Source organism: Enterobacter sp. HMSC16D10 (assembly GCF_001807145.1).
In the GTDB taxonomy this organism is placed as follows: Bacteria; Pseudomonadota; Gammaproteobacteria; order Enterobacterales; family Enterobacteriaceae; genus Enterobacter; species Enterobacter roggenkampii.
In genome coordinates this window covers 16877-39040 of record NZ_KV787902.1, presented here as the reverse complement: position 1 = coordinate 39040, position 22164 = coordinate 16877, and the positions used below count along the sequence as shown (strand labels likewise).

The following is a 22164-nucleotide window of genomic DNA, read 5'->3' as shown; positions in this document are numbered from 1 at the left end:
GTAGACACCCAGTCCTGCGGAGATCACTTCAGCTCCAGCGTGCTTATTACATGGGCAATATCCGCGATATCGCCAGCTGACAACGGTTGCAGAGGGCGAGGCAGGCAATCCATGTCGGTAAGCCCAAGCACGCCAGCCGCAGCGGCAATAACGCGAATACTTCCGCCATGTTTCCGGAAGAGCGACCACAACGGCTCAAGGCGGGTTGTCAGGGCTGTAACGCGTTGACGATCGTTTGCCGCCGCAGCTTCGGTGATTTGTTTCGCCATCTCAGGGAACAGACCGCCACACACGGAATACCAGACTTCACAACCGGCGTTTAATCCCAGCCCCGCATAAGCGTCGCCACTAATACCGATTGTTACGCCAGGGCGCAAATGTTGACGTAACGCATTCACCCGTTCAATCGCTGCAGCGGGGCTATCCGGGACGCCAGGGATCTTGACCGAGTGAACCCCCTCAAGTGAGGAGAGACGACCGTGAAGTTCATCCGTAAAGGTAAAATGCGTAGTGCCCGGATTATCATAGATACACACCGGTACAGACACGTGCCGGGTAACGGTCTCAAAGAGTGAAAAGACTTCTTCGTCACGGAGTGGCTGGTAGCTGACCGCCGGGAGTAACAGCGCATTCGCACCAGCTGCCTGTGCATCCTCTGCCAGATGCAGAATGGCATCGGTACTAACCGCTCCCACACACACCATAACGGGGATGTTCCCTGCATGCTGTTTAGCCAACGTTGCTATGCGCTTGCGCTGCTCCCGGGTCAGATAGGCGTAGCTTCCGGTTGACCCCAGGATGCCCATAGAATCAACCCGAGCGTCTGTAAGACGGGAAAGAATATGGCTAAAACCCTTTTCATCCACGCCGCGGGCAGTGACTGGGGTTAATGGAAACGCCGACAAACCGGTAAACATAACTCTATCTCCTGAAGGGTATTACAGCTGTTGTTCTTCGATGAGAGCAACTTCAAACCACAGACCGGGCATCATTTTTTCCAGGCCGTCGGTCAGCATCTTCCCGGCTTCGTGAAGTCTATCCAGCGGCATCTGCGGGAGACTCTCCAGAATGAACCACATTTGCTGAGCCTCCACGCCTAAGCGGGTTCTGATCCCCTGTCGCCAGTTCCAGCGACGGCAGGTCACGCCGATATCATCACACCAGATAACCTCGCCTTGTGAAGGATACTCAACGGTGGCCTCTCCCTCTTTGACGGTATCAAAAGGCTCTGTTCCTTTTGCCACAGTCAGACGCGGCGCCCCCTGATAGGCAGAGAGATTCTCTCCACCAACCGGAACGGCATAGCGGAGACTAACGGCATTATAAAGATCAACGATAGGATCGAGCGCTGGCATCGTTCCGTCACGTAACACGCGCTTGCGTAACGCATCTGCTGAGCAAGGGGTGCGTTTAGGTTTAGCACCAAACTTTTGAAAAACGTCGGCCCATGCCGCCAGATGAGAGTCCGCCCAATCTGGTTCACCGGCCAGAACGGCTTCACAGGCTTCACGCAGCGCCGTTTCTCCAGCGTCGGGATTAAGCACTGGCGCAGCTTTTACGCAAATGCTCAGTGCACGAAAACCGGGAGCAATACGATAAATTTCAGGGGTAATTGACGGAGATACTGTTAGCACGTGATAATCCTGTAATGACCATTTTATCCCATGATAATGACCAATGACCAAAAAAGTCAATTTAATGACCGATGCAAACGCTATCGTCAACACTGTGAATGAAGCCGTATCTCAGCGAATTAAACTCTATCGTAAGCATAAGAAGATATCCCTCGATGAACTCTCCCGTCGGGCAGGCGTCAGCAAGGGAGCGCTGGTTGAGATAGAGGGATGCCGGGCGAATCCCAGCATTGCCCTGTTATGCCGCCTGGCTGCCGCAATGGGGGTTTCGGTGGCTGATTTTGTGGATGTCAGTTCAAAACCGACCGTGCATCTCATTGCTGAAGATGAGATCCCAGAATTGTGGGAAGGTGAAAAAGGCGGGAGAGCAAGATTGCTCGCAGGGTCAGGTGGCCCTGATATGACCGAGCTCTGGATGTGGGAAATGCAGCCGGGGGAAAAGTTTGCGTCCCCCGGCCACACGGAAGGTACGCTTGAACTGTTTTATGTGCAGTCGGGCACGCTCACACTCGGCGTACAGGAACACGTGTATCGGGTAAATACTGGCTGTTCGGCAACCGCCAGAACGGACGTTCCTCATTTCTATGAAAACCAGGGGGAGAACCCGCTGGTATTTATCATGACAGTACATGAAAAAGCATCCTGAGCATTCCCCGGCATAGAGGACAGCCCTGTGCCTCATAACAAGTAGCCCAAAAGGAGGAGTTCGGTGAATAATCAGCATCTGCGTTTTACCAAAGACAAATTTATTGTCACAACCGATCCCAGCTTTTTTCAGCTGGAAGCCATTCACGATTACCTCTCGCAATCGTCCTGGGCTCCTGGTATTGATGCTGAAACGGTCAGGATATCAATCCAGAACAGCCTTTGTTTCGCGCTCCTGGATGGAACAAGACAAATCGGCTTCGCCCGTCTGGTCACAGACTATGCCACTTTTGGTTATTTGTGTGACGTCTACGTGCTGAACGATTATCAGAAAAGTGGTCTTGGACGTTGGCTGATTGAATGCTGTCATGCCCATCCATTGTTGTCACGTCTGCGACGGATAATGCTGGTAACCGACAGCGCGCCATGGTTATACCAGAAGCTGGGGTATAACCCATTGAACCGACCAGATTTTGTCTGGCAAATCAATCGACCCGATATTTATCGTAACCCCGGGCAAAAATAAAAGTACTTTTCAGAGAGTAATGATAAATGTGAATCCGCAGGGCCTGTCACTCTGATGCAGAAGAATTTGCTCTTTTAGCCGAACGAATCTTACGACATCCGCTTCTGGCACTGAGCGGATATGCTAACTGAGCTAAAGGTCCGCTGTGAGTGAGAAGCAAACATCTTAAGTAGGTTGTTCTTTTATGCTACTACCTCTATGTAGCCATGTTATATGGCTACATTTATACAGAAGTAAGGATTAGTCTTTTCCCGGACCATAATTAAATTTTGTCCCTTTGCCAATGGCGTAAAACTGTCCGCCAGCTACGTAATGGACAGTACGTAATTCATCTGGTGCATCATCAAAAATCCAGTGCCCATTTTTGAAAACGCGGTCATCACTCCATGCTCCGACAATTTCCCCCATGAACAAGTTGTGCTGCTTTTCATTTTCTTCATTGGGTATGACCTTACATACTAACCAGCCAGCGCAACCTTCCACTAAAGGCAGATCAAACTCTTTCTGATAAAATAGTGGGATTTTACTATTTTTATCGGGTGTGTCGGAATAACTGTGACCTCCAGCATATAAAACCATTTCCATCTGATTTACTACTGGGATCTGTACAACGTAATATCCGCTTTTTTCTACAAGCCCGCGAGTAAATGCCTGTGGACCTATAAAAGCCATCACTTTGTTATTGCCTACTAATCCCACCCAAGCCGCTGCCATGACATTTTCAATGCCATCATTTTTAGCCGATATCATCGTCGTTGGCCCCACCTGTAATAAACGATAGGCTTTGTTTAACTCTACTGGTTGAATTGACATAGTTTACTCTTTTGAGTTCTGATAAAAAGTAAGACAGGTTACTTATTTGATTGTTCGATTATATGGCTGGAATAGTTGCAAATTAATTGCTATTATCAAAATACATTATTGCAGATTTCACAATAATCATGGACAAACTTGACGCTCTAAAATTTTTTATCATCGCCTCTGAGACCTTGAACTTCCGCGAAGCAGCCATCAAGCTGTCGGTTTCACCATCAGTAGTAACCCGAACAGTCGCTGAGCTGGAGAAACAACTTGGTGAGCCTTTATTCAAACGCAATACGCGTTCGATCTTTCTCACCAGTTTCGGCGAACTATTTTTACCCCAAGCGAAGCGACTGCTTGAAGATTCTGAAAAACTTTTTCAGACAGCGAAAGATGATAATGAAATGAAGGGTATTGTTCGTATCACATTACTTCGATTTCCAAATCATGAACAAATCTTGTATGAACTATTGACTGCACTACGTCCCTATCCTGAGTTATTTATCGACTGGCGTTTAGATATGATGAAACTTGATACTATTGAGCATCGTATCGATATAGGTATACGCGTAGGACGAGAACCTAATCCAAACTTTATCATTAAAAATATCGGACAAGTTGAACATATTTTGGTTGCATCCCCTGAACTTATTGAGCGCCTGGGAGCACCTACTGATTTAGAAGATCTTCGACAGCGTTATCCATTTAGTGGTTTAATTAATCCTGAGACGGGAAAATCATTTGAGTTTATGAGTGACGCAGTAAATACTTTTGTCCCTCGTCATATTGAGTTTTATACTACAGATCCATATGCCGAAATTCAGGCTGCATTGGCCGGGAGAACGGTTGTACAGTCCAGCGACTTTATCTGTAGGGAGTACTTAGCAAGCGGCCAACTTGTTCCCCCATTGCCAGAACTGCGACAGGAGAAATGGCAATTTTATTTATATCGGCCTTACCAGCTGATTACTCCCAAAAGGGTGACGGTCGTTTTCTCGTTATTAGAAAAAATATTACGCAAATATTTCGCATCAAAATAACATTCTCCTCGACGTCCGCATCTGGCACAGAGCGGACATCAGAATATCGGCTATCCCCGACAAACAGATGGCTCTGGCGACAAAAACACTCACCTTCCCAGTGCCGCAACAATTGCCCCCTCCATTTTCTCGGGCGTAGTCATCGGTGCAAAGCGCTTGAAGGGTTTACCGTCACGCCCGACAAGGAACTTGGTAAAGTTCCACTTGATCCGCCCACCCAGCACGCCGGGCAATTCGTCTTTCAGATAACGAAAAATCGCATGTGCTGCGGCACCGTTGACCTCGACTTTCTCGAACATGGGAAAGCTGACGCCGTAGTTAATGTAACAGGTCTTTGAGATGTCGTCGGCACCGCCGGGTTCCTGCTTACCGAACTGGTTGCAGGGGAAGCCAAGCACCACCAGCCCTTGATCGGCGTATTTTTTGTACAGTGCTTCAAGACCCGCATACTGGGGCGTAAAGCCGCACTGGCTGGCCGTATTAACAACCAGAATCACCTTACCCGCATAGTCGGCCATAGAGATAAGCTGCCCATCCAGACGGGTGGCGCTAAGTTCATGAAAATGGGTCATATTAGTGATTATGATCTCTTAGAAAAACGGTTAGCACATCCTTTGGAGGGGTTACACCCGTTTCTGAAAGCATCCATCCCACAGCGCCGCGATGATAGGTACCGTGAAACAGTACATGGTTGAGCATATCCGCCGCTTTCATTTCGCCATATCCGCCATCGACAAAACGGAATTTGATGATTTCAGAAAGTCCGGGCACGTCCATTGAGCCTGCGTGCGTAATATACCAGTCAGTGCATTCAGTCATCTTTTTCAGAAGCTCATCTGCAGACGGCGTTTCCGGCGTATTCAACGCGGTGTATTGATGCGTTTGACCAGTAATATTTGCCCTGAAAATCATATCCACGACATAAACATGGTTCATAAGTCTGAGCATCAGATGGTGCTTTTCAGCATTTGCGGAAGTATCGACCCTCTGTATTGCTTGTAAGGTTTCCGTATCTGCCCAGCGTTTGAATTTGAATAACGTGACAATCGTGCCTGTGTCCATCGCCCCTCCGGATTAACAAAAAATTATCATATCAACAACTTTGTCAGGCCGGTATCACTTCCACTTCCGGCAACACACAGAGGTGATTCTGCTACCCGAAAAATTCCCTCACGGCAGGCTATTTGTGATACATTCCTGGCGCGTCAATGACCACCACACTCGCTATCAGGTATGCAGAACATAACAAAAAAAATTAACTGGCTTCTGCTTACTCTGCCACTCCTCAGCGGTTGTGGCACGCTCTCGCAAATGTCCTCCCCGGAAGGTACTCAGGAACTTCTCACTCATGATTCGCTGGATGGCGACGTTGACAGCGTGGTGCGTCACTACATGGCGCAAAAATCCGTTCCCGGGATGACGGTCGCGGTGATCCATAATCACGGCTCACCGCAGTTTTACACCTGGGGCGTAACCGATGCGGTCAATCGCTATCCTGTCAGGCCCGACACCCTGTTTGCGCTCGGCTCGATCAGCAAAGGGATAACGGCAGAAGTAGTGGCTTGTCTGGTGAATGAAGGGCAACTGAACTGGAACGATAGCCTGGCGACATTGCTTCCGCCGGAGACGGCGCTTAGCGCGGATGCACAAAAAATCACCCTACTTGAACTGGTAACCCACACCTCCGGCCTGCCGCGTCAGAATATGGATGTTCCGATGCTTGGGAAATTCATCAGCTACTTAAGCACCGGCGATAATTTCTACGGTGAGCTGGATAGCGATAACGTGCTGCTCTACCTCGCCGACTGGCGAGCGCCAAAGAATAAAGTGCCGCAATACTCCAATACCGGCTACGCCCTGATCGGCTACATCCTGAAGCACAAAACCGGCGAAGATATCCAGAGTTTAGCCTCGCGCTATATTTTCCGTCCGCTGCAAATGGCTAACAGCAGCTTTACGCCCCGGCAGCTAAAAGGGTATCCCCAGCGTGCGCTTGGCCACGCGGGCGATCAGCCGAAATTTATCCCGCGCGGGCAGCTAACACCGGACTGGCATTTTTCCAATAATATGGTGGCGGCAGCGAGCTTATACAGCAACGCTGAAGATCTGGCGGCCTATGCGCGCTATCACGTATCGACGACTCACAATCGCTTACTGGACAGCGTCTTTGCCGAAGTCAGGGATACCGACATTCAACGACCTGACGGAGTACAGGGTATTGCCTGGACCACCGACTTTATCGGTCTGGAGAAAATCACCTATCAGGTCGGCTATATCGGCGGCTACTCCAGCTTTTTCGGTTATGACAAAGAAAGAGGCAATGCGGTGGTAGTGCTGCAAAATACCTTTAACTGGAGTAATTACATTGGCATCGCGCTTTTGATGGATATGGCGAAAAAAGACGGCCTTATTACCTCTGGCAACCGTTTTGCGAATAATAGGATGCCTGAGCGCGTTTATCAGCAATAACGGTGAACGCCCGCCGTCAGATTCAGGCCTGATGTGCCAGATCTTCACGAGTCGGCCCCTGAAAGTAGATGGTACTAATATGGCAACTTCGAGGCTGAGTCAGTACAAAACGCATCGTTTCCCAGATTGACCATCCATTCATCAGACGCTGCCCCATTCTTGTTTGATTATCGACATGCGCATCTAAACCGGTCAGTTCAAAATCAGGCGGATATAACCCGGTTACCCGAATATTTTCTTTGGATAAGTGTTCTGACAGTTTCGTTGTAAAGCCGCTGAGCCCGTGTTTGCTGGCAAAAAAAGCGGGATGGGCAATGGAATCTGTAAAATTCGGAATACCGCATGCGGAAATAATCGCAATGATGTCAGCGCTCTCTGAGCGTCGCAATCCTGGAAGCAGCGCCTGGGTGAGCAGGATTGAACCAGTCAGGCCTGAACTGACGGTACTGACGATTTCTGTGCTCGATTGTTCGTATATCGTCCCTGACAGCCACTGAGCAGCATTCAGTATTAAAATATCGATTGGCTTTTCTGAACGTAAGACCTGTGAAGAGAACTGAGAAATGGATTCCGGCTGGGCTAAATCGCAGAGATACCCTCTTGCCACACCCCCTTCAGCCGCGATGAGGGCGCAGGTTTTTTCAATATCCTCGACCCGACGGGCGCTAAAATCAACGTCAACGCCCTCTCGCGCCAGCCAGACGCAAAGCGCCTGACCAAATCCCCCACCGCCACCCGTGATAACAGCGCGTTTTCCTCTCAGCATAACTCTGCGTCCTTTATCGTGATGAGTCTGTGTCGGAGGATTTATAGCATGGTGAGGCGGGGGAACATCTTCCCGTTAGTGCCATTTACAGCTGGCTAAAACAGCGACTGCATTGTACTTCACCATTAAAAATATATAATACGAGTTTTTAAGGCTTACATTTCACCAAAAAAACTAAGTCGATAGGTATATTGCGCTATGCAATGCAAAAGAATGAACGATGAGCTTATTTACATCTAACTCTATTGCGATTCGGGTGTCCCCTGATGAAACACCAGCTTCCACTGGTCATTATCAAAACGCTCCCAACATGAAGAACGAAGAGAAGCACGACTGCCATCCTGATTAAACGTCCTGTAATATAATATTGCGATATTATCGCTTACGCTAATGAGTTGAAAATCGCTGCTGAGAATAGTCGGCGCGTTTACTTCATCAGAAAGGCATTCTATTGTCTCAGTACGAGTGACTAACACACCTGTACGCGTTATTTCTCTGAATTCTTTATGAAGTATCTGTTCGAGCCATTCCCTGTCTTTTCGCATCTCGCCATGTAGAGAACATTCAAGTCCAATAAGCTTCTCCAGGAGCATAGTGATTGTCCTTTTACATTTTGTCAGTTTTTTTAAAACGATAATCGCTCTAAGGCAACGTCCGCTCCAGCACGAAGCGGATCTCCCCTTACACCGCCGACTTCGGCCGCAAATTCTCGTCAAACGTCAGCCGTTTCCGTTCAGGCTCAACCTCGCGCAGCGGCTCGACCTGGTGCATAGTGAGCTTGCAGCGCTCCACCAGTACCTGGTATTCCCGCGTGCCCTGCTGCTTCCAGGCCAGCTCCTGCTCGCTCAGCTCACGGATCGCTTTGGCCGGGCTGCCGATGATCAAATGGTTGGCAGGCATCTCCGCTTTGGCCTTCACGAACGCCGCCGCGCCGACGATGCTGTTTTCACCAATGACCGCCCCGTCCATCACCACCGCGTTCATGCCCACCAGCGCATTGCGGCGGATCACGCAGCCGTGAAGAATGGCGCTGTGGCCGATGTGCCCGTCCTCTTCCACCACGGTGTCCTGCTTCGGGAAGCCGTGCATCACGCAGTTATCCTGAATGTTCGCCCCGTCTTTCACCACGATACGGCCAAAATCACCGCGCAGGCTGGCATTGGGACCGACATAAACGCCTTTGCCCAGAATCACGTCGCCAATGAGCACCGCCGTTGGGTGAACATAGCTCTCGTCAGGCACGACCGGCGTCAGGCCGTCAATTTGATAAACAGGCATCTTCCCTCCTTATGCGCTTGTAAGACCACCAAAGCGTTGATAGTAGAGCGTGCCGGGCACGGGCAGTTCGCCGACAGAGGTTTCGCCCTTCTCGCTGACAAACGCCAGCGCTCCCGGCGCGACACGCTGATAGATATTTATGCAGAGCTGTCGGGCGCTTTGTCCCGCCCAGTGCGCAGGCAGTAACTCTTCCGGCAGCAGCGGGTCCTTCAGCACCACGCGACGATAAAAGTGAATCAGCAGCAGCTGGATCTGGAAGCAGCGTTCCGGCGTCAGCTCCTCTGGCGCGGCCTCTTTCAGCAGCGGCAGCAGCGGCCGGAATGAGCTGATAAACGACTCGTACATCGCGTTTTGCTCGGTTAGCTGCCAGCACTCTTCTACGCGTGAACGCAGCGCGGCGCGTGAGAGCGCCAGCGGCGAGTGGGCTTCAAAGAAAATCACGTTTTCGGCCACGCCGGCATCGTGAAGCAGGGACTGCACGTCCGCCAGATGCTGTGACGGCGAGGCCATCAGGCTCGGCGCCAGCGTGCCAAACCCCTGCCAGATCAGCTGCTTTTTAACGTCGGCCAGGGTGGTTTTATCCAGCCCCTCGGAGAGCAGCAGTAACCATTTGCCGTCCCAGGCGGGCAGTTCCGCGCGGTAGATCTTATTCTCCGCGCGACGCGTCAGGCGCAGCCCCTTATCGCTCAGGCGGTAAAAGCTGCGTCGCCCGATGCGCGAGACGTCCAGCCAGCCCTCTTTGTTGAGGCGAAACAGCGCGGTACGCACGAACCGTTCGCCAAACCCCATGCCTTCCAGTAAGGCTGCCAGGCTGCCGAGCCAAATCTCACCGCCGCGATGGGAAAGCGCGTCACCGTATAACGAGGAGATAAGCGAGGTCCCGCTGACGGGAACGGAGCTGACCGCGTGCTGGATAAAGGCGTCGAGTTTATTCATGTGATTCATTCTGTTGTTATTTTAGTCCTGGATGAATCATAGCATAGGATTCTGGGATAGCCCGTCACCCTAACCCCCTCCCTTTGGGAGAGGGCCGGGGTGAGAGGAAACTTAGCCGTTGGCCGCAACTTTACGCAGGTCAAACACCCGGCAGGCTTTCCCTTCCGAGCGCGGGATGCTGCCGCAGTTCACGATCGTCACGTCGGTGGAAATCCCCACCATCGATTTAATGCGGTGGCGCAGCTGGTGGCATACCTGGCAACGCTGCTCGTGCGTCAGCGTCAGGCTGCTCTCTTTCAGCTCCACCTTCACGGAAAGTGAATCAAGATGTCCGCGACGGTTCACCTCAAGCTGGTAGTGCGGAGAGAGATGTTCGAACTTCACAATCTCCTCTTCCAGCTGCGACGGGAAGACGTTAACGCCGCGAATGATCAGCATATCGTCACTGCGGCCGCTGATGCGGTCCATACGGCGCATGCTGCGCGCGGTGGCCGGGAGCAGGCGCGTCAGGTCGCGGGTGCGATAGCGGATCACCGGCAGCGCCTCTTTGGTCAGCGTGGTGAACAGCAGTTCGCCCTGCTGGCCGTCATCCAGCGGCGTGCCGTCGTTCGGGTTAACGATCTCCGGGTAGAAATGATCTTCCCAGATGGTCGGGCCGTCGACGGTTTCGATACACTCCATCGCCACGCCCGGCCCCATCACTTCGGAGAGGCCATAGATGTCCAGGGCCGTAATGCCTAAGCGTTTTTCAATTTCGCGGCGCATGGCCTGCGTCCACGGTTCGGCGCCGAAGACGCCCACGCGCAGGGAACAGCCGCTGGCATCGCCGCCCATCTGGCGCTCCAGCTCCTCTATCAGGTTGAGACAGTAGGATGGCGTCACCATGATCATGTCCGGCTGGAAATCGCGGATCAGCTGCGCCTGTTTCTCCGTCTGGCCGCCGGACATCGGGATCACCGTCGCGCCTAAGCGCTCGGCCCCGTAGTGCGCCCCCAGCCCGCCGGTAAACAGGCCGTAGCCATACGCCACGTGAATTTTGTCCTTCGCGCTGCCGCCCGCGGCGCGCAGGGAGCGCGCCACCAGATTGGCCCAGTTGTCAATGTCGCCCTGCGTGTATCCGACAACGGTCGGCTTGCCGGTGGTGCCGGATGACGCGTGAATGCGCACCACCTGCTCCATCGGCACGGCGAAGGTATCGAACGGGTAGTTATCCCGCAGGTCCTGCTTGGTGGTGCACGGGAACTTACGGATATCCGCCAGCTCGTTGAAATCGTCAGGATGAACGCCCGCGGCATCAAACTTGCGTTTGTACATCGGCACGTTGTTATAGGCGTGATGCAGCGTCCACTTCAGACGCGCGGTTTGTAGCGCCTGTAACTCGTCAAGGGACGCGGTTTCGATCGGGTCAAGCTTTGTTGTATTTGTCATTGTAGGGTACTCACATTGTTTTTATGCTCAAACACGCTCAAGGATCATGGCAATGCCCTGACCCACACCGATGCACATCGTACACAGCGCGTAGCGCCCGCCGCGTCGGTGCAGTTCGTTACTCGCGGCCAGCGCTAGCCTGGCGCCGCTCATGCCCAGCGGGTGGCCCAGCGCAATCGCGCCACCGTTCGGGTTGACGTGCGCGGCATCATCCGGCAGGCCCAGCTGACGCAGCACGCCCAGCGCCTGCGCGGCGAAAGCTTCGTTAAGCTCAATGACGTCCATATCGTGAATACTGAGTCCGGCGCGCTCCAGCACCCTGCGGGTGGCCGGCACCGGGCCGAGCCCCATCAGACGTGGCTCCACGCCCGCCGTCGCCATCGCCACGATCCGCGTGCGCGGGACTACCCCCTGCGCCAGCGCCATCTTCTCGCTGGCGACGATCAGCGCCGCCGCGCCGTCGTTGACGCCGGAGGCATTGCCCGCCGTGACCACCCCGTTCTTACGGAACGGCGTTTTCAGACCGGCAAGCTGCTCGAGCGTGGTGTTGGCGCGCGGATGTTCATCCACGCTGAACGCCGTAACCGTCCCTTTTTTGCCCGGCACCGGCACCGGGACAATCTCCTGCGCCAGAATGCCGTTCTGCTGCGCCTGCGCGGTACGCTGCTGGCTGCGCAGCGCGAACGCGTCCTGATCGGCACGGCTGATATTTAACAATTCAGCTACATTCTCTGCCGTTTCCGGCATACTGTCAGTTCCGAATTGCTGATGCATGAGCGGATTCACAAATCGCCAGCCGATGGTGGTATCAAAGAACTCCGCCTGTCGCTGAAACGCCGCGGTGGCTTTGCCCATCACAAACGGCGCGCGGGACATCGACTCCACCCCGCCCGCAATCAGCAGGTCGCCGTCGCCCGCCTTAATGGCGCGCGCGGCAAAACCAATCGCGTCCAGCCCCGACCCGCACAGGCGGTTGATCGTCGTGCCGGAGACCGTCTGCGGCACACCGGCCAGCAGCAATGACATGCGCGCCACGTTGCGGTTATCTTCCCCCGCCTGGTTCGCGCAGCCGAAAATCACGTCGTCAATCCGCTCCAGGTCGAGCTGCGGGTAGCGGGCCAGCAGCGCGCGCAGCGGCACGGCGCCGAGATCGTCAGTTCGAACGGCGGAAAGCGCGCCGCCGTAGCGGCCCACCGGGGTTCGAACGCCATCACAAATAAATGCGTCACGCATCAGGCCTCTCCTGTCACGCTGCCGCCAATGCGGTGAGATTTTCCGCGAAAAAGGGCGACGGTTTTTTGTTGTTGGTTCTGGATTTCAATGTCGTATACGCCGGTCAGCTTTCCCTGATGCTTCACCCGCGCGGTGGCGGTGAGCGTGTCCCCGGCGAAGCCCGGACGCAGAAAGTCAATCGAGCAGCCGGAGGCTACCGCCGCCAGCCCCTGGCTGTTGCAGGCGTAGGCAAAAGCGGTGTCTGCCAGCGAAAACAGCTGTCCGCCGTGGCAGGTTTTGTGGCCGTTCAGCATCTGCGGGGTGATGGTCATGGTTACCACCGCGTAGCCCTCGTCCATCTCGACAATGTCCATCCCCATCGCCTGCGCGCAGGCGTCCCGTTCGTACATGGTGCGGGCGTTATGCCAGGCGTTATGACTCATAGCTACTCTCCAGAAGCGCGCGCTGGCGCAGCAGGGAACAGGGGCGATAGCGCTCTTCGCCGTAATGACGCTGCAGGTTCTCCAGCAGCGTCAGCAGGCGCTGCCAGCCCAGGCGCTCGCCCCAGGCGATCGGCCCGCTCGGGTAGTTCACGCCCAGGCGCATGGCCGTGTCGATGTCCTTCTCGCTGGCGACCCCTTTTTGCAGGGCATCCAGCGCCTCGTTGGCAATCATCGCCAGCGTCCGCCAGATCAGCAGGCCGGGATAATCGGCAATTTGCACTACCCGGAGCCCCTGCTGCTGCAGGTAGCGGATGGCTTTTTGCGTCGCGGTATGCGGGTTGCTGGCCGCGGCGGCAATGACCGCCACGTCGCGCTCAATGCGGTCGACCACCACCACCGGGCCGTTGAGCCGCAGCGCCAGCGCCTGCGCGGTCTCCCCCTGCGTTTCAATCAGGTACACATCATCAATTTCTGTGACACCGTCACGTCTTTTTTCCACGCGCATCGGGCTATAGGTGTCGTTCACTGACGCAACCCACTGCACGTCGGGTTTTTCACCCTGCCAGTCGTAAACGCCCTTCCCGCTCTTTTTGCCCAGCCTTCCCGCCAGCACCAGCTCCTGCTGCACCAGCGAAGGCAGAAAACGACGCTCCTGCCAGAAGGCGTTAAAGACCGAGCAGGTCACCGCAAAGTTCACGTCCTGACCAATCATGTCGGTCAGCTCCAGCGGCCCCATCGGAAAACCGCCGCCTTCGCGCAGGGCGGCGTCAATCACCTCCGGCGGGGCAACCTGTTCTTCCAGCGCGCGCCAGGCCTCGGAATAGAACGGACGCGCAACGCGGTTGACGATGAACCCCGGCGTGGACTGGCAGCGAACGGGCTGTTTGCCCCAGTTCAGCGCCAGCTCGCACAGCGCGTCGGCCACTTCCGGGGAGGTCGCCAGCCCGCTGACCACCTCCACCAGCTTCATCACCGGCGCCGGGTTAAAGAAGTGCAGCCCTGCGACCCGCTCCGGGTGGTGGACGTCCGCCGCAATCGCCGTGACGGAGATGGAGGAAGTATTGCTGGTCAGCACCGTCTGCGGCGGGCAGATGTCAGCCAGCTGCGCAAACAGCGCCTTTTTCACCTCCAGCCGCTCGGATGCCGCTTCAATCACCAGATCGGCCGCGGAGAGCGCCTCGATATCCGTGATGGGAACCAGCCGGGCAAGGATTTGGCTCCCTGCATCGGCAGAGAGTTTTCCGCGTGTTACCCGGGAGGCCAGACGCTGGCGGATCCCGTCGATGGCGCGCGATATCGCATCGCTGGAGATGTCGTAGATCAGCACCTGATGACCATGGCTGGCGGCGACTTCGGCAATCCCTGCGCCCATCGTGCCGCTGCCGATCACGGCGACAGTCCGTATATTCAGCATCTTATTTCCCCGTAAAGTTCGGCGCGCGCTTCGCCAGGAAGGCGCTGACGCCCTCGCGGTAGTCATCGCTGCGCCCGGCCAGGCGCTGATAGTCGCGCTCGAGATCGAGCTGGGCGTCCAGAGTGTTGGTTTCCGCGGCATTGATCGCCTGCTTGATCAGCCCCAGCCCGAAGGTCGGCTGCGACGCAAAATGCAGGGCCATCTGCTGCGCCGTAGCGGAGAGCTGTTCGTCATCCACCACCTGCCAGATCATCCCCCACGCCTGCGCCTGTTCAGCGCTGAGCTTGTCGCCGAGCAGCGCCAGCCCCATGGCGCGGGCGCGTCCGGCCACGCGCGGCAGCAGCCAGGTGCCGCCGCAGTCCGGCACAAGACCGAGCTTGCTGAAGGCCATCACAAAGCTGGCGGAACGGGCCGCAATCACCATGTCGCACCCGAGCGCCAGCGTGGCCCCCGCGCCCGCCGCCACGCCGTTAACGGCACAAATGACCGGTTTCGGCAGCTTTGCCAGGCGGCGCACCAGCGGGTTGTAGAAGGTTTCAACGGACATGCCCAGATCCGGCGCAGGGCCGTTGGGGTCGACGTTGCGGTCGTTCAGGTCCTGACCGGCACAGAAGCCGCGTCCAGCCCCGGTGATCAGCAGGCAGCGAACGGTGTCGTCGCGCTCGGCCTGTTTCAGGCAGTCGGCCAGCTGCTGGTGCATCACGTCGTTAAAGCTGTTCAGACGCTCCGGACGGTTCAGCGTAAGGGTCATCACGCCCTGTTCTACATGACTGAGAATAAATTCCACAATTAGCGTCCTTTAAAGTCGGGAGTGCGTTTTTGTAGGAAGGCGTCGATGCCTTCCCGGCGGTCTTCGGTGGCAGAAAGCAGCGTAAACAGCTGGCGCTCCTGGGCCAGACCGGCCTGGAGCGGCACCTCCTGGGACTGGCGCAGCGCCTGCTTCGCCGCCTGCAGCGCCAGTGGCGAGTGGCGCGCCATCAGGGCCGCCTGCTTCAGGGCATACTCCAGCGTCAGCGCCGCCGGGAAAACATCGCTCACCAGCCCGGCGTTCAGCGCCTGCTCTGCGGTAATGCTCTCGCCGGTCAGCACCATTTTGCTGGCGAGCGATTTCCCGATGCTACGGATAAGGCGCTGGGTGCCGCCCGCGCCGGGCATGATGCCGAGCGTGATTTCCGGCAGGCCGAAACGGGCGTTGTCGCCAGCGATAACCACGTCGCACAGCAGCGCCAGCTCGCAGCCCGCGCCCAGCGCGAAGCCATTTACGGCGGCGATCAGCGGTTTAGGAAACGCGTTGATCCGCGCCCACAGCTGCGGGCGAATATCGTTCAGAGTGGCAGGCAGGTCTTTCTCCGCCATTTCGTTGAGATCGGCCCCGGCGGCAAAGCAGCGCTCGCTGCCGTAAATCACGCAGACGGCGATGTCGGCATCCACAGCGGCGGCCTCAAGCTGTTCCGCAAGCTGGGTCAACAGCGCGTTGTTGAGGGCGTTGCGCGCCGCCGGACGGTTTAGCGTCAGCTGCAGCACGCGGCCATGACGGGTAACAATCAGTTCGCTCATGCCATCCCCTTCGCGTCGAAGTCGACGATCACGTCGGCGGTTAACGGCAGCGACTGGCAGCTCAGCACATACCCGGCGGCCAGCTCGTCCGGCTCCAGGCTGTAGTTGGTCGCCATGTCCACCTTCCCGCGCAGCACTTTGCATTTACAGGTGGCGCAGACGCCGCCCTTGCAGGCATACGGCAGATCCGCTCCCTGACGCAGGGCGGCATCCAGAATGCTTTCGTCGTCCGCCGTCAGGGTGATTTCACGGTCGCGCCCGTCCTGGCGAACGGTCACTTTCTGGCCTTCTGCCTGCACGTGCGCCGCGCGCTTAACGGTGATTCCGGAGGTGTTAAAGCGCTCAAGGTGAATCGCTTTGTCCGGCATCCCCAGCGCCTTCAGCGTGGCTTCCGCGTCATCCATCATTGCGGACGGGCCGCAGATAAACGCCTCGTCATACTGGCGGAAGTTGATCAGGGTTTTCGCCAGCGCCTGCAGTTTTTCCCCGTCGATGCGGCCATAGAGCAGATCGCTGTCCAGCCGCTCCTGGCTGAAGATGGAGACCAGCTGCAGCCGCTGCGGGTATTTGTCCTTCAGGTCCGCCAGCGCCTGGCGGAACATCATGCTCTGGCTGCTGCGGTTGCCGTAGATCAGGGTGAAATGGCTGTTGGGTTCGGTCGCAAGCGTCGCGGAGATAATCGCCAGCATCGGGGTGATCCCGGAGCCTGCCGCAATCGCCAGGTAGTGGCCTTCGCGTTCGGCCCGGGGCTGGTAGCCAAACTGCCCCTGAGGAACCATCACCTCCAGCGCCATGCCCGCTTTGATCTCATCCCGGGCATAGCGGGAGAAGCGCCCGCCGTCGATGGCTTTGACTGCCACGCTGATTTCGCCCGGAGCGGTACTCCGGCAGATGGAGTAGCAGCGGCGCAGCTCGTCTCCGCCAAGCGTCGTTTTTAACGTCAGGTGCTGGCCGGGACGGAAGCGGTAGGCCTCCTGCAGGGCCTGCGGCACCGCAAAGGTAATGGTCACCGCGTCGCGGGTTTCGGGTTCCACTTTTGCCACTGTTAATGAATGAAACGTTGTCATGGCAGCCTCAAATACATTTGAAATAGTCGAAGGGCTCACGGCAGGAATTGCAGCGGTAGAGCGCTTTGCAGGCCGTCGAGCCAAATTCACTGATAAGCGAGGTGTCGGTGCTGGCGCAGCGCGGGCAGCTCACCTCCACCGGGGCGTGCGCGTGACAGCTATGCCCCACGGGCGGACTGATGCCGTACGCCCGCAGGCGCTCGCGCGCGTCGGGGGTCATCCAGTCGGTGGTCCAGGCGGGTTCAAGCTGGAGCACAATGTGCACCGGGGTAAAGCCGTGCGCGGTCATCGCCTCGCGGATCGCCCCCAGCAGGTGTTCCGTCGCCGGGCAACCCGAGTAGGTGGGCGTGAAGCCGATAACCCAGCCTTCACCCTGCGCCTTCACGCTGCGCACCATGCCTAAATCGGTGATGGTTAACACCGGCACTTCCGGATCGGGGATCTGGCTTAACAGCGCCCAGATCTGCGGAATTTGCGCAGGCGCGATGTCGACGAGGCGTTGCATAGCGTTCTCCTTTACCACTGCTGACCGGGGTACGCGCGCTGGAGATACTGCATTTCCGCCAGCATCGGGCCCAGATGTTCGGTATGCAGCCCCTGCTTGCCCCCGGTGCGGTACGCCACCTCGGCGGGCACCTGCAGGCAGGCTTCATTCAGACCGGCATACACTTCGCTTTCCCACGGCTGGCGCAGGAGGCGCGGGTCAACCGCCACGCCGGACTCAATCAGCTCAAGCTCGACCTCATCGGCGTCAAACAGCTCGGCCGTAAAACGCCACAGGCTCTCGATGGCCTGCTGCATTTTTTGCGCAGACGTTTCTGTCCCGTCGCCCAGCCGCACCAGCCAGCCGCGGCTGAAGCGCAGGTGGTAGCGCGCCTCTTTAATCGCCTTGGCGGCAATGGCGGCAAGCTGGCCGTCGCGGCTTTGGGTCAGGCGTTCATACAGCGCCACGTTCCAGGCATCCATCAGGTACTGGCGGGCAATGGTGTCGGCGAAGCTGCCGTTCGGCTGCTCCACCAGCAGCACATTGCGGAACTGGCGCTCGTCGCGGCCAAACGCCAGCGTGTCTTCATCGCCCTGGCCTTCCCGCTCCGCGGCATAGGTCAGGAAATTGCGCGCCTGGCCCAGCAGGTCGAGACCGATATTGGCGAGCGCGAGGTCGATCTCCAGCTCCGGCGCGTGTCCGCACCAGGCGCCGAGACGCTGAGAAAGCACCAGACCGTTGTCGCCCAGACGCAGGGCATAGGCAGTCACTGAATTCATTCTTTGCCTCACATATGCTCGATGCCGTCAGGGATCGTGTAGAACGTCGGGTGGCGGTAAACCTTGCTTTCCGCCGGGTCGAAGAACTCGCCGCGCTCTTCCGGCTGGGAGGCGACAATCTCGCTCGCCTTCACCACCCAGATAGAACAGCCTTCGCTGCGGCGGGTATAGGCATCACGCGCATTTTCCAGCGCCATGCGATCGTCGGCGGCATGCAGGCTGCCCACGTGACGGTGGGACAACCCCTGTTTGCTGCGTACGAACACTTCGTACAGCGGCCAGTAGACATTGCTCATGGTTATTTCCTCTTAAGCGGCCTGACGGGCGCGCTGTTTTTCGGCGTGCGCCAGCGCGGCTTCCCGCACCCACGCGCCCTCTTCCCAGGCTTTACGTTTCGCGGCCAGGCGTTCGTGGTTGCAGATGCCGCGCCCGTTAATGACCTCGTCAAACTCCTGCCAGTCGATCTCGCCGAAGCGATAATGACCGCGCTCTTCATCAAAACGCAGGTCGGGATCGGGCACCGTCATGCCCAGCATCTCCACCTGCGGCACCGTGTTGTCGACAAAGCGCTGGCGCAGCTCGTCGTTGCCGAAACGTTTGATTTTCCACGCCAGGCTGCGGGCGCTGTTCGGCGAATTGTCGTCGTTCGGTCCGAACATCATCAGCGCCGGCCACCAGAAGCGGTTGATGGCGTCCTGCAGCATCTGGCGCTGAGCCTCGCTGCCCTGCGCCAGCGCCATGCAGGCTTCAAAGCCCTGACGCTGGTGGAAGCTCTCTTCTTTACAGATTTTCACCATCGCGCGGGCATACGGACCGTAGGAGGTTCGGCACAGCGCCACCTGATTGACGATGGCCGCGCCGTCCACCAGCCAGCCGATCACGCCGATATCGGCCCAGCTCAGGGTCGGATAGTTGAAGATGGAGGAGTATTTCATCTTGCCGTCGAGCATCTTCTGGTAGATGTCTTCCCGCGCGCAGCCCAGCGTTTCCGCCGCGCTGTAGAGGTAAAGCCCGTGTCCGGCTTCGTCCTGCACCTTCGCCAGCAGGATCGCCTTACGGCGCAGCGTCGGGGCGCGGGCGATCCAGTTCCCTTCCGGCAGCATGCCGACAATTTCGGAGTGCGCATGCTGGCCAATCTGGCGGATCAACGTCTTACGGTAGGCGTCAGGCATCCAGTCCTGAGGCTCAATCGCCGTCTCCTGCGCTATGCGCTGCTCAAACCGTTGTTCTTGCGTCACGTCATCACCTTTATGATTCGTTAGTTTGCAAATTAAAGCGTAATGCTGAATCACTTTGTTTTTTAAAAGTTACACAAAGGTTAAATATAACCCCAAGAATTGTTTGCTTGTTTTGTGATGCTGCTCGCAAGGCTTTTGCTGAAAGCCTTGATAAGCGGGCCTTGGTATTCTGTGATTCATCCATCCAGATCACATCGTTAACAATTCATTAAAAACTCGGCTTGATTTTTATGATTCACGATCAAACTATTAATGGGTAAACCACGTAACACTTGGAGATAAGCGATGCAGCAGTTAGCCAGCTTCTTGTCCGGCACCTGGCAGTCTGGCCGGGGCCGCGAACGCACTATTCATCACGCCATCAGTGGCGAAGCGCTGTGGAGCGTGACCAGCGAAGGGCTGGACATGGCGGCCGCCCGTCGCTATGCGATTGAGCGCGGCGGCGAAGCGCTTCACGCGATGACCTTTATCGAACGCGCGGCCATGCTGAAGGCGGTGGCAAAGCACCTGCTTAGCGAGAAAGAGACGTTTTATGCCCTGTCCGCCCAGACCGGGGCGACGAAAGCAGACAGCTGGGTCGATATCGAAGGCGGGATCGGCACCCTCTTCACTTACGCCAGCCTGGGCAGCCGCGAGCTGCCGGATGACACCGTGTGGCCGGAAGACGAGCCGATCCCGCTGTCGAAAGAAGGCGGCTTTGCCGCGCGCCACGTTCTGACCTCGAAGTCCGGCGTGGCGGTGCACATCAACGCCTTTAACTTCCCCTGCTGGGGAATGCTGGAAAAACTGGCCCCGACCTGGCTTGCGGGCATGCCCGCCATCATCAAACCTGCCACCGCTACCGCGCAGGTGACGCAGGCGATGGTGAAATCCATCGTCGACAGCGGGCTGGTGCCGGACGGTGCCATCAGCCTGATCTGCGGCGGCGCGGGGGATCTGCTCGACCAGCTCGACAGCCAGGACGTGGTCACCTTTACCGGCTCCGCCAGCACCGGGCAAAGCCTGCGCGTGCACCCGAATATTGTGGCGAATGCCATTCCGTTCACGATGGAAGCCGACTCCCTGAACTGCTGCGTGCTGGGAGAAGACGTCACGCCGGAGCAGCCGGAGTTCGCCCTGTTCATTCGGGAAGTGGTGCGCGAGATGACCGCCAAAGCCGGGCAGAAATGTACGGCCATTCGCCGCATTATCGTCCCGCAGAGCCAGATTGACGCCGTGAGCCAGGCGCTGATTGCCCGCCTGGAAAAGGTGGTTGTGGGCGACCCGGCGCAGGAAGGAGTAAAGATGGGCGCGCTGGTCAACGCCGAACAGCGCGCGGACGTGCAGGAGAAAGTGGATCACCTGATCGCCGCAGGCTGCCAGGTCCGCCTGGGCGGCAAAGCGGATTTGCAGGCCGCGGGCGCGTTCTTCCCGCCGACCCTGCTGTTCTGCCCGCAGCCGGATGAAACCCCTGCCGTCCACGCAACGGAGGCTTTCGGGCCGGTCGCGACCCTGATGCCGTATCGCAACGCACAGCACGCAATGCAGCTTGCCCGCGCGGGCGGCGGCAGCCTGGCAGGCACGCTGGTCACCGCAGACCTGGACATTGCCCGCCAGTTTATTCTCGGCGCGGCGCGCGCCCATGGGCGTATTCAGATCCTCAACGAGGAAGCCTCGAAAGAATCCACCGGCCACGGTTCCCCTCTGCCACAGCTAGTGCACGGCGGTCCCGGACGTGCGGGCGGTGGCGAAGAGCTGGGCGGCCTGCGCGCGGTGAAGCACTACCTGCAGCGCACCGCGATTCAGGGCAGTCCAACCATGCTGGCCGCCATCGGCAAGCAGTGGGTGCGTGGCGCAGCGGTGCAGGAAGATCGCGTGCATCCGTTCCGCAAATACTTTGAGGAGCTGCAGCCGGGCGACAGCCTGCTGACGCCGCGCCGCACCCTGACGGAAGCGGACATCGTGAATTTTGCCTGCCTGAGCGGCGACCACTTTTACGCCCATATGGACAAGATCGGCGCGGCAGAGTCGATCTTTGGCGAGCGCGTGGTGCACGGCTACTTCCTGATTTCCGCCGCGGCAGGGCTGTTCGTTGATGCGGGCGTTGGGCCTGTCATTGCCAACTACGGCATGGAAAACCTGCGCTTTATCGAGCCGGTTAAACCGGGCGATACCATTCAGGTGCGTCTGACCTGCAAGCGTAAAACGCTGAAGAAACAACGCAGTGCCGATGAAAAACCAACCGGCGTGGTGGAATGGGCGGTTGAGATCTTCAACCAGCACCAGCAGGCCGTGGCGCTCTACTCCATCCTGACGCTGGTGGCGCGCCAGCAGGGGGATTTCTGACACCTTCCCTTCACCGCCTTTCCTGCCGGGTGGCGCGATGCTTACCCGGCCTACGACGACCAGCCGGGGTGTGACATCGCCCCGCTCTTTTTTTAACCTGGCAAGACTGGCAAATAATCTGG

The 22164-nt window shown here is 57.1% G+C and carries 26 protein-coding genes; 5 read left to right on the top strand and 21 right to left on the bottom strand.

The features are described 5' to 3' along the window. Window positions 1-23: 23 nt before the first annotated feature. On the bottom strand, window positions 24-917 hold the full coding sequence (locus HMPREF3143_RS19225; RefSeq protein ID WP_070534103.1) for a dihydrodipicolinate synthase family protein: 894 nt from the start codon (window positions 915-917) through the stop codon (window positions 24-26). A gap of 21 nt (window positions 918-938) precedes the next feature. Beyond that, window positions 939-1634 carry a B3/B4 domain-containing protein gene (locus HMPREF3143_RS19220; protein WP_039266333.1) on the bottom strand — a complete coding sequence of 232 codons (696 nt, stop codon included), beginning with the start codon at window positions 1632-1634 and terminating at the stop codon, window positions 939-941. 43 nt (window positions 1635-1677) lie between these two features. On the opposite strand from HMPREF3143_RS19220, the gene HMPREF3143_RS19215 reads away from it, so the two are divergent. Together HMPREF3143_RS19215 and HMPREF3143_RS19210 are read left to right on the top strand one after the other, a co-directional pair. Then, entirely contained in the window at window positions 1678-2280 is a 603-nt protein-coding gene (locus HMPREF3143_RS19215) for a helix-turn-helix domain-containing protein (protein WP_023292519.1), read from the top strand. A 63-nt stretch (window positions 2281-2343) separates the two neighbouring features. Beyond that, window positions 2344-2805: a GNAT family N-acetyltransferase gene (locus HMPREF3143_RS19210; RefSeq protein ID WP_008502363.1), complete on the top strand. Its 462-nt coding sequence runs from the start codon at window positions 2344-2346 to the stop codon at window positions 2803-2805. Window positions 2806-3045: 240 nt separating this feature from the next. On the opposite strand, the gene HMPREF3143_RS19205 is transcribed toward HMPREF3143_RS19210, so the two are convergent. Beyond that, window positions 3046-3618, bottom strand: a complete 573-nt coding sequence (locus tag HMPREF3143_RS19205) for a flavin reductase family protein (RefSeq protein WP_021241342.1) — start codon at window positions 3616-3618, stop codon at window positions 3046-3048. 128 nt (window positions 3619-3746) lie between these two features. On the opposite strand from HMPREF3143_RS19205, the gene HMPREF3143_RS19200 reads away from it, so the two are divergent. After that, a complete protein-coding gene (locus HMPREF3143_RS19200) occupies window positions 3747-4646 on the top strand; it encodes a LysR family transcriptional regulator (RefSeq protein ID WP_058653788.1) in 900 nt (299 codons plus the stop codon). 89 nt (window positions 4647-4735) lie between these two features. On the opposite strand, the gene HMPREF3143_RS19195 is transcribed toward HMPREF3143_RS19200, so the two are convergent. Together HMPREF3143_RS19195 and HMPREF3143_RS19190 are read right to left on the bottom strand one after the other, a co-directional pair. Next, window positions 4736-5218 carry a glutathione peroxidase gene (locus HMPREF3143_RS19195; protein WP_070534102.1) on the bottom strand — a complete coding sequence of 161 codons (483 nt, stop codon included), beginning with the start codon at window positions 5216-5218 and terminating at the stop codon, window positions 4736-4738. A 1-nt stretch (window position 5219) separates the two neighbouring features. After that, window positions 5220-5708, bottom strand: a complete 489-nt coding sequence (locus tag HMPREF3143_RS19190) for a DinB family protein (protein WP_023292523.1) — start codon at window positions 5706-5708, stop codon at window positions 5220-5222. 171 nt (window positions 5709-5879) lie between these two features. Between HMPREF3143_RS19190 and HMPREF3143_RS19185 the strand changes: the two genes are divergently transcribed. Beyond that, a complete protein-coding gene (locus HMPREF3143_RS19185; RefSeq protein WP_070534101.1) occupies window positions 5880-7115 on the top strand; it encodes a serine hydrolase domain-containing protein in 1236 nt (411 codons plus the stop codon). Window positions 7116-7137: 22 nt separating this feature from the next. On the opposite strand, the gene HMPREF3143_RS19180 is transcribed toward HMPREF3143_RS19185, so the two are convergent. The 16 genes from HMPREF3143_RS19180 to HMPREF3143_RS26020 all read right to left on the bottom strand — a co-directional run bounded on the left by HMPREF3143_RS19180 (window position 7138) and on the right by HMPREF3143_RS26020 (window position 19901). Then, window positions 7138-7881 (bottom strand): SDR family oxidoreductase, encoded by a 744-nt coding sequence (locus tag HMPREF3143_RS19180; RefSeq protein WP_070534100.1) that lies wholly within the window; start codon window positions 7879-7881, stop codon window positions 7138-7140. A gap of 242 nt (window positions 7882-8123) precedes the next feature. Beyond that, window positions 8124-8474: a nuclear transport factor 2 family protein gene (locus HMPREF3143_RS19175; protein WP_025911343.1), complete on the bottom strand. Its 351-nt coding sequence runs from the start codon at window positions 8472-8474 to the stop codon at window positions 8124-8126. Between the two features lie 88 nt (window positions 8475-8562). Continuing rightward, on the bottom strand, window positions 8563-9159 hold the full coding sequence (paaY, locus tag HMPREF3143_RS19170; protein WP_070534099.1) for a phenylacetic acid degradation protein PaaY: 597 nt from the start codon (window positions 9157-9159) through the stop codon (window positions 8563-8565). Between the two features lie 9 nt (window positions 9160-9168). After that, window positions 9169-10104, bottom strand: a complete 936-nt coding sequence (paaX, locus tag HMPREF3143_RS19165) for a phenylacetic acid degradation operon negative regulatory protein PaaX (protein ID WP_028016008.1) — start codon at window positions 10102-10104, stop codon at window positions 9169-9171. Window positions 10105-10206: 102 nt separating this feature from the next. Continuing rightward, window positions 10207-11523: a phenylacetate--CoA ligase PaaK gene (gene paaK, locus HMPREF3143_RS19160; RefSeq protein ID WP_023327374.1), complete on the bottom strand. Its 1317-nt coding sequence runs from the start codon at window positions 11521-11523 to the stop codon at window positions 10207-10209. 27 nt (window positions 11524-11550) lie between these two features. Continuing rightward, entirely contained in the window at window positions 11551-12756 is a 1206-nt protein-coding gene (pcaF, locus tag HMPREF3143_RS19155; RefSeq protein ID WP_070534098.1) for a 3-oxoadipyl-CoA thiolase, read from the bottom strand. After that, the gene (gene paaI / locus HMPREF3143_RS19150) at window positions 12756-13178 is read right to left on the bottom strand and encodes a hydroxyphenylacetyl-CoA thioesterase PaaI (protein WP_008502373.1); all 423 of its coding nucleotides are present in this window, start codon (window positions 13176-13178) and stop codon (window positions 12756-12758) included. Before paaI ends, pcaF begins: the two co-directional genes overlap by 1 nt. Next, the gene (gene paaH, locus HMPREF3143_RS19145; RefSeq protein ID WP_070534097.1) at window positions 13168-14592 is read right to left on the bottom strand and encodes a 3-hydroxyacyl-CoA dehydrogenase PaaH; all 1425 of its coding nucleotides are present in this window, start codon (window positions 14590-14592) and stop codon (window positions 13168-13170) included. Before paaH ends, paaI begins: the two co-directional genes overlap by 11 nt. A 1-nt stretch (window position 14593) precedes the next feature. Next, window positions 14594-15382, bottom strand: a complete 789-nt coding sequence (gene paaG, locus HMPREF3143_RS19140; RefSeq protein WP_139145879.1) for a 2-(1,2-epoxy-1,2-dihydrophenyl)acetyl-CoA isomerase PaaG — start codon at window positions 15380-15382, stop codon at window positions 14594-14596. Beyond that, window positions 15382-16149: a 2,3-dehydroadipyl-CoA hydratase PaaF gene (paaF, locus tag HMPREF3143_RS19135; protein WP_070534096.1), complete on the bottom strand. Its 768-nt coding sequence runs from the start codon at window positions 16147-16149 to the stop codon at window positions 15382-15384. Before paaF ends, paaG begins: the two co-directional genes overlap by 1 nt. Further along, window positions 16146-17216, bottom strand: coding sequence for a 1,2-phenylacetyl-CoA epoxidase subunit PaaE (paaE, locus tag HMPREF3143_RS19130; RefSeq protein ID WP_070534095.1), 1071 nt, complete (start codon window positions 17214-17216; stop codon window positions 16146-16148). Before paaE ends, paaF begins: the two co-directional genes overlap by 4 nt. 7 nt (window positions 17217-17223) lie before the next feature. Further along, complete coding sequence (gene paaD / locus HMPREF3143_RS19125) at window positions 17224-17721, bottom strand: 1,2-phenylacetyl-CoA epoxidase subunit PaaD (protein ID WP_025911360.1); 498 nt, start codon at window positions 17719-17721, stop codon at window positions 17224-17226. Between the two features lie 11 nt (window positions 17722-17732). After that, window positions 17733-18479: a 1,2-phenylacetyl-CoA epoxidase subunit PaaC gene (gene paaC / locus HMPREF3143_RS19120; protein ID WP_070534094.1), complete on the bottom strand. Its 747-nt coding sequence runs from the start codon at window positions 18477-18479 to the stop codon at window positions 17733-17735. Window positions 18480-18487: 8 nt separating this feature from the next. Continuing rightward, window positions 18488-18775 carry a 1,2-phenylacetyl-CoA epoxidase subunit PaaB gene (gene paaB, locus HMPREF3143_RS19115; RefSeq protein WP_008502380.1) on the bottom strand — a complete coding sequence of 96 codons (288 nt, stop codon included), beginning with the start codon at window positions 18773-18775 and terminating at the stop codon, window positions 18488-18490. A gap of 12 nt (window positions 18776-18787) precedes the next feature. Next, window positions 18788-19717: a 1,2-phenylacetyl-CoA epoxidase subunit PaaA gene (gene paaA / locus HMPREF3143_RS19110; protein WP_045353897.1), complete on the bottom strand. Its 930-nt coding sequence runs from the start codon at window positions 19715-19717 to the stop codon at window positions 18788-18790. 10 nt (window positions 19718-19727) lie between these two features. Next, window positions 19728-19901 (bottom strand): hypothetical protein, encoded by a 174-nt coding sequence (locus tag HMPREF3143_RS26020; protein ID WP_175441129.1) that lies wholly within the window; start codon window positions 19899-19901, stop codon window positions 19728-19730. A gap of 101 nt (window positions 19902-20002) precedes the next feature. On the opposite strand from HMPREF3143_RS26020, the gene paaZ reads away from it, so the two are divergent. Continuing rightward, window positions 20003-22042 carry a phenylacetic acid degradation bifunctional protein PaaZ gene (gene paaZ, locus HMPREF3143_RS19105; protein WP_070534093.1) on the top strand — a complete coding sequence of 680 codons (2040 nt, stop codon included), beginning with the start codon at window positions 20003-20005 and terminating at the stop codon, window positions 22040-22042. Window positions 22043-22164 lie beyond the last annotated feature (122 nt).